The 6,094-nt window shown below is 53.7% G+C and carries 4 protein-coding genes; all 4 read left to right on the forward strand.

Going from position 1 to position 6,094, the window contains the following annotated elements:
• Positions 1 to 525 precede the first annotated feature (525 nt).
• Positions 526 to 2,358: a M61 family metallopeptidase gene (locus tag OB13_RS07420; RefSeq protein WP_461489522.1), complete on the forward strand. Its 1,833-nt coding sequence runs from the start codon at positions 526 to 528 to the stop codon at positions 2,356 to 2,358.
• Between the two features lie 150 nt (positions 2,359 to 2,508).
• The gene (locus OB13_RS07425; RefSeq protein ID WP_461489523.1) at positions 2,509 to 3,168 is read left to right on the forward strand and encodes a hypothetical protein; all 660 of its coding nucleotides are present in this window, start codon (positions 2,509 to 2,511) and stop codon (positions 3,166 to 3,168) included.
• A 167-nt stretch (positions 3,169 to 3,335) separates the two neighbouring features.
• Positions 3,336 to 4,352 (forward strand): MBL fold metallo-hydrolase, encoded by a 1,017-nt coding sequence (locus tag OB13_RS07430; protein ID WP_461489524.1) that lies wholly within the window; start codon positions 3,336 to 3,338, stop codon positions 4,350 to 4,352.
• 71 nt (positions 4,353 to 4,423) lie between these two features.
• Entirely contained in the window at positions 4,424 to 5,893 is a 1,470-nt protein-coding gene (locus OB13_RS07435; protein ID WP_461489525.1) for a sodium:solute symporter, read from the forward strand.
• Positions 5,894 to 6,094 lie beyond the last annotated feature (201 nt).

The raw sequence follows: 6,094 nt of genomic DNA on the forward strand, positions 1-6,094 counted from the left end.
CGGAGGTTGTAAGTTAGTCTGCTATACCTGTCGGCTATACTTGTTGGCTATACCTGTTCGTGCAGAGATTGTCCCCTTGAGGGGAACATAGGGGTGTTTTACAGTAGCTATGAACAAGAAGCTGTCAAACCGTAAAGACAGGCTCCCCTCCTTAGCCAAGGAGGGGCAGGGGTGGTTGGAACAGGTATAGCCATCTCATGAACTGTTCCAGCTGTAGAGGCAGTTACTACTCAACTTCACCCAGTCTTGGGTTGAGCGCCTTGTAGCATACCGGTGCCACGGCAGTGGCGGCCGTTAGGCAGGTGTGATACACAGCGCGATGCCAAAGGACGATGCCCCGCGGCTTAGAGCGCTCCACAGCCAACTATGAAACAAGAAGTAAAAGGGCATTGGAATACAGACAGCTACGCCAGCAAAAGGCGCTTTACCAGCAGGTATAGCCTTTAGCTAAAAGCTATACCTCCAAAACACCATTACCAACTTATCATTAAATTCCATACTTTTAAAAAAACATCTCCCTTCCATATGCCAAACAGACTTCTCAGCGTAGTATGCGCTGCCCTGTCCTTCACCCTTACGCCCTTATTAGCGCAACAGCAGGTAAGTTACCACCTCTCTTTTCCCAATGCCGTTCACCACGAAGCGCAGATAAGTGCCACTTTCTCCGGAGTAACTTCCGACACGCTCCAGGTGCTGATGAGCCGCAGTTCTCCCGGCCGCTACGCGCTGCATGAGTTTGCCAAAAACGTATACAGCGTAAAAGCCACCGACAGCAAGGGCAATCCGTTGCGCATCAGCCGGCCAAATCCGAACCAGTGGGACATTACCGGCCACGCGGGTGATGTGACTGTGAGCTATACCTTGTTTGGCGATCACACCGATGGGACCTATGCCAGCATAGATGAAACCCACGCTCACCTCAACATGCCCGCCACTTTACTTTATGCCAGGGGTTTTGAGAAGGCGCCTGCCCGGGTCACCTTCCGGGTGCCACAGGAAAGTAACTGGAAGATCGCAACGCAGCTGAAACCGGAATCAGACTCTACCCTCTCTGCTCCTGACTTTCAGTACCTGATGGATAGCCCGGCGGAGCTCAGCAATTTTGAGCTGGCCGAGTGGACAGTGGCTGACAGAGGCAAAAACAAAACAATACAGGTTGCCTTGCATCACAAAGGCAACCGGGCGCAGTTTGAGGAATATGTGTCCAAGACTAAGCAAATCGTAGCGGAACAGCAGGCGATTTTCGGGGAGCTGCCGGATTTTGATTTTGGCCGCTATACCTTCATTGGCTGCTATATGCCGCAAGCGGCGGGCGACGGTATGGAGCACCGCAACTCCACCATCCTCACCAGTTCCAGGCCACTGGCTACCGCCATGGCTGGGCAACTGAACACGGTATCGCACGAGTTATTCCATGCCTGGAATGTGGAGCGCATACGCCCCAAAAGCTTAGAACCCTTTGATTTTCAGCGCGCCAACATGTCGGAGGCATTGTGGCTGGCCGAAGGCTTTACCTCCTACTACGGCGACCTGACCATGCACCGCAGCGGCCTTTACGACACAAAAAAATATGCCGATAACCTGGCAGGCAACCTGAACTATGTTTTACTGTATCCGGGGCGGCACTACAACAGCCTGGTGGAGATGAGCCTGCAGGCTCCTTTTGTAGATGCGGCCCGCTCCGTGGATCCTGTCAACCGCCACAACACTTTTATCTCTTACTATACCTATGGTAGTGTGCTTGGTCTGGGCCTCGATCTGACCTTACGACGCGACTTCAACACCACGCTGGACCATTACATGCAGGCGCTCTGGCAGAAGTATGGCAAATCTGAAAAGCCCTATACCATGGCAGACCTCGAGCAAACACTGGCCGAAGTTACCAAAGACAAAACCTGGGCAGCAGATTTCTTCCGGCGGCACGTATTCGGCAGCGAACTACCTGATTATGCCGCCCTGCTGGCAGAAGCCGGTTTTCAACTGCGCAAAGCCAATCCGGACAAACCAACGATGGGCACCGCGAACCTGGAATACAGCAAGGATGGCGCAAAACTGCTGAACGGCACGGTCGTCACTTCTGCCTTATACAAAGCCGGCCTGGACCGGGGAGATGTCATTGTCAGCCTGAACAGGAAGAAGATCCGCACGGCCAAAGACCTGGAGCAGATCATGAGCAAACTCAAACCGGCACATAGTGTACCGATCAGTTACCTGCGCTTCGGCGAGGTCAGAAACGCAACTATTATCCTGGAAGAATCTCCTGACCTGGAAGTAGTCCCTTTTGAAACAGCGAAGAAGGAGCTGACACCTGCCATGCAGCAGTTCCGGCAGGCCTGGATCAGGTCCAAAACACGCTAAATCAAGGCTTTCAGGTTAGCTGACAAGCACATCAGGGGCCAGCACGAAACAACAAAAGCGCCTTCCCCCCGTTGGAGAAAGAGAAGCCCGGCTTGCTATTGAAGCAATTGAGCGCTAACTTAGTACGACCGATACCTAGATTTTTTTCACGTGAAAATAATAGTCAGAACCATACTTGCCTGCAGCCTGCTTTTTGCCGGCACTGCCATGGCGCAGTCGACGGAGGGGCAGCAGAAAGCCAGCCTGGACGCGGCACCTGTCCCTGCAGTACAGGAACAACCTGCACCGCAGACAGAAAGAAAACCATCGATGCTGAGCATGCCGGCCAACCGCTTAAGCTACAGCCTGTCAGCAGGCGCGAGCTTTGGCAGTGGCTTTGGTGCCACGTACCTCGAGCCTTCCGTTCGCTACCAGATCAGTCCCCGTTTCAGGGCATTTGGTAGCCTGACCTATATGTCCGTTATGTCGCAGCAGTATGCAGCGTCTACGCCCGAGGGCGGTACCATCATGCGCCGCACCGGCCCGGGCAACCACTACCTGGTGAATGCCGGGGTGGAGTACCTGGTGAATGATCGCCTGGTACTGAGCGGAAGTATCTGGAAGGACCTGGCCAATGTGCCGGCTCAAAACCCGGCCTACACCAATTTCATGCACCCAGGTAAAATGGGAGTAGACATGCGGGCTACCTATAAGATAACAGAACACTTTTCTGTGTCGGGGGCTATGCGCTATTCCGATGGGGCTTCACCCTTCTACAGCCCCTTTCACAACGGTGGCTTTGGAGGCAGAAACAGTGCTTTCTGGTACTAATTCACAGCGCGTTATACGCTGCGAAACAAAATAAAAAAAGCGCTTTCTCTGACCCGGGAAAGCGCTTTTTTTATTTCACAAAACTAAATTTTTACGCATTTCCACACACACATTAACCTAAAACTGCGTTAAACAGTTTATATTTCCTGAAACAACCTGAGCAGATCTTGAGGCAAAAGAATACAAACGTACGACACCTGAAAAATGAGCGGCTTGAAGTGGTGAAACCCGACTTCCGGGGCAACAAGACGGTAGCCGGCCAGTTTGTGAACGGCAGCGAACTCTATACGCCGGAACTGAGCAACGTGCTTCGGTGGAAGCTGTCCCGGAATCCGCAGCGGGACGAGAAAAAGGCCGATAACTATGTTCCGCGCGTTGTCTATGGCACCGACTTTATTTCCTCGACCGAGGATATGGTGGTCTGGCTGGGTCATTCCAGCTTCTTTATTCGCGTGAATGGCGTCACCTTCCTCACCGACCCGGTGTTGTATGATCTGCCCCTGCTGCCGAGGCGCGTCGGCCTGCCCTGCAACCCGGAGCAACTGACAGGTATAGATTTCCTGCTGCTCTCACACGGGCACCGCGACCACCTCGACTCCAGATCCATCCATACCCTCTACCAGCACAACCCCACCCTGAAAGCACTCGCTCCCCTACGGGCAGGAGACTTGCTGCGGAGTGCCGAGCCGCATCTCCCTTACCAGGAGGCAGGCTGGTACCAGAAGTTTGACATGACACCCCAGGGGATCGAAGTTTATTTTCTGCCCGCCTCGCACTGGCACCGACGCGGTGCCTTTGACATGAACAAGGTGTTGTGGGGAAGCTTTCTGATCAAGTCCGGCGACCGGCAGCTGTATTTTGCCGGGGATACCGGTTTCAACGGGCATTTTGAAGAGATACAGGAGCTCTTTGGTCCGATGGACGTTTGCCTGCTGCCGGTCGGGGCGTACAAACCGAACTTCCTGATGCAGAAGAGCCACCTGAATCCGCATGAGGCGGTGCGAGCCTACAACGTGCTGCGCGGCGGCACCTTTATTCCGATGCATTACGGCACCTTCGACCTGTCAGATGAGCCGCCGGGCGAGCCGGTTCGGCTGCTGGAGCAGATCGCTGCAGCGGGCATGATCCGCGGGCTGCGTATACCTGCCATTGGGGAGCAGGTGCTGTTGCAGGAGCTGGCGTAGTCCGAAAATCAATCCTGCGTGCTATATTTGCAGGCCTGTCCTGACAGGGCAATTTACCAACGGCCTTCCTCATGTCTGCAACGCTCATCATCAGCCTGATCATCGGCTACTTTTGCATACTCATCCTGATTTCTTTCCTCACCAGTAGGAACACCGACTCCGACACCTTTTTCCTGGCGAACCGGAAGTCGCCCTGGTATGTGGTGGCCTTTGGCATGATCGGCGCTACCCTGTCCGGGGTGACGTTTGTGTCGGTGCCGGGCATGGTGCGGGATATGCAGTTTTCGTACATGCAGATCGTGCTGGGCTACCTGGCCGGCTATTTTGTGGTTGCCAACGTGCTGCTTCCGCTCTATTACCGCCTCAACTTAGTTTCGATCTATACCTATCTGGAGCAGCGCTTCGGCTTCTGGTCCTATAAGACAGGGGCTGCTTTCTTCCTGCTTTCGCGCACGCTGAGCTCTGCTATACGCCTGTTCCTGGTGGCCAGCGTGCTTCAGTTGGCCGTGTTTGATGAGATAGGCATTCCGTTTTCGGTCACGGTTGGTATCACGATCCTGCTGATCTGGGTCTATACCTTCCGGGGGGGCATGAAAACCATCATCTGGACCGATACTTTCCAGACATCTGCCATGCTGCTGGCGGTGGCGGCCTGTATCTGGATCGTTTCGGATGAACTGAATCTGGGATTCCAGGGCATGGTCGACACGATCTCGGCCAGCGACTATTCGCAGGTCTTCAACTGGGATTATAAAGACAACGACTATTTTTTGAAGCAGTTTTTCTCGGGCGCCTTTATCACCATCGCGATGACGGGGCTGGACCAGGACATGATGCAGAAGAACCTGAGCTGCAAAAACCTTGGCGAGGCGCAGAAAAACATGTTCTGGTTCAGCCTGATCCTGGTGGTGGTATTCATCCTGTTGCTGGCCTTAGGTGCCTTGCTCTACCTGTATGCCTCCGATAAGGGTATCGCTCTGCCGGGCCGCGGCGATGATGTATTCCCCTACCTGGCCCTGAATCATTTCCCGCCCATAGTGGGGATCGCCTTCATCCTGGGCATCATTGCCATTGCGTATGCCTCCGCTGACTCTGCCCTGACTTCCCTGACTACCTCCTTTTGCGTGGACTTTCTCAATTTCAAAGATCGGAGCGAGCACGAGCGGGTACGCCTGCGCTACATGGTGCACCTGGGTTTCTCGGTCTTGATCGGGCTTGTCATTCTGGCAATTGAGGCGCTGAACAGCGAAAGCCTGATCACCACTGTGTTAAAAATAGCTGGCTATACTTATGGACCGCTGCTGGGTCTCTACACCTTCGGCCTCTATACTCGCCGCACAGTGCGTGATCGTTTTGTGCCGGCTATCTGCCTGGTAGCCCCGCTCCTCACCTACATCATCAGCGCCAACTCCGCCGACTGGTTTTATGGATATGAGTTCGGTTTTGAAGTCCTGATCCTGAACGGCTTCCTGACTTTTGCAGGCCTGATGGCCATTTCCGGAAGGGAGACGGACCTGGAACTGGAAGAACGCATCCAGTAGGGGCAGGTCGCGACCTGTCCCTACAGTGGATTGAAACCAATATACTTGAAATCCTCAATTCCTGTAAATCCTGGGGGTAGGGGCCCTCGATATGATTCAGACAAAGAAAGCCCGGCTTTTACGGCTATATCGGTTACTTTACTTACCTTTGTGAGATTTTTAAGGGATGGTGGTAACTTTAGCTTTGTTCGGTTGTTTTAC

The sequence above is a fragment of the Pontibacter sp. HJ8 genome (assembly GCF_054824225.1).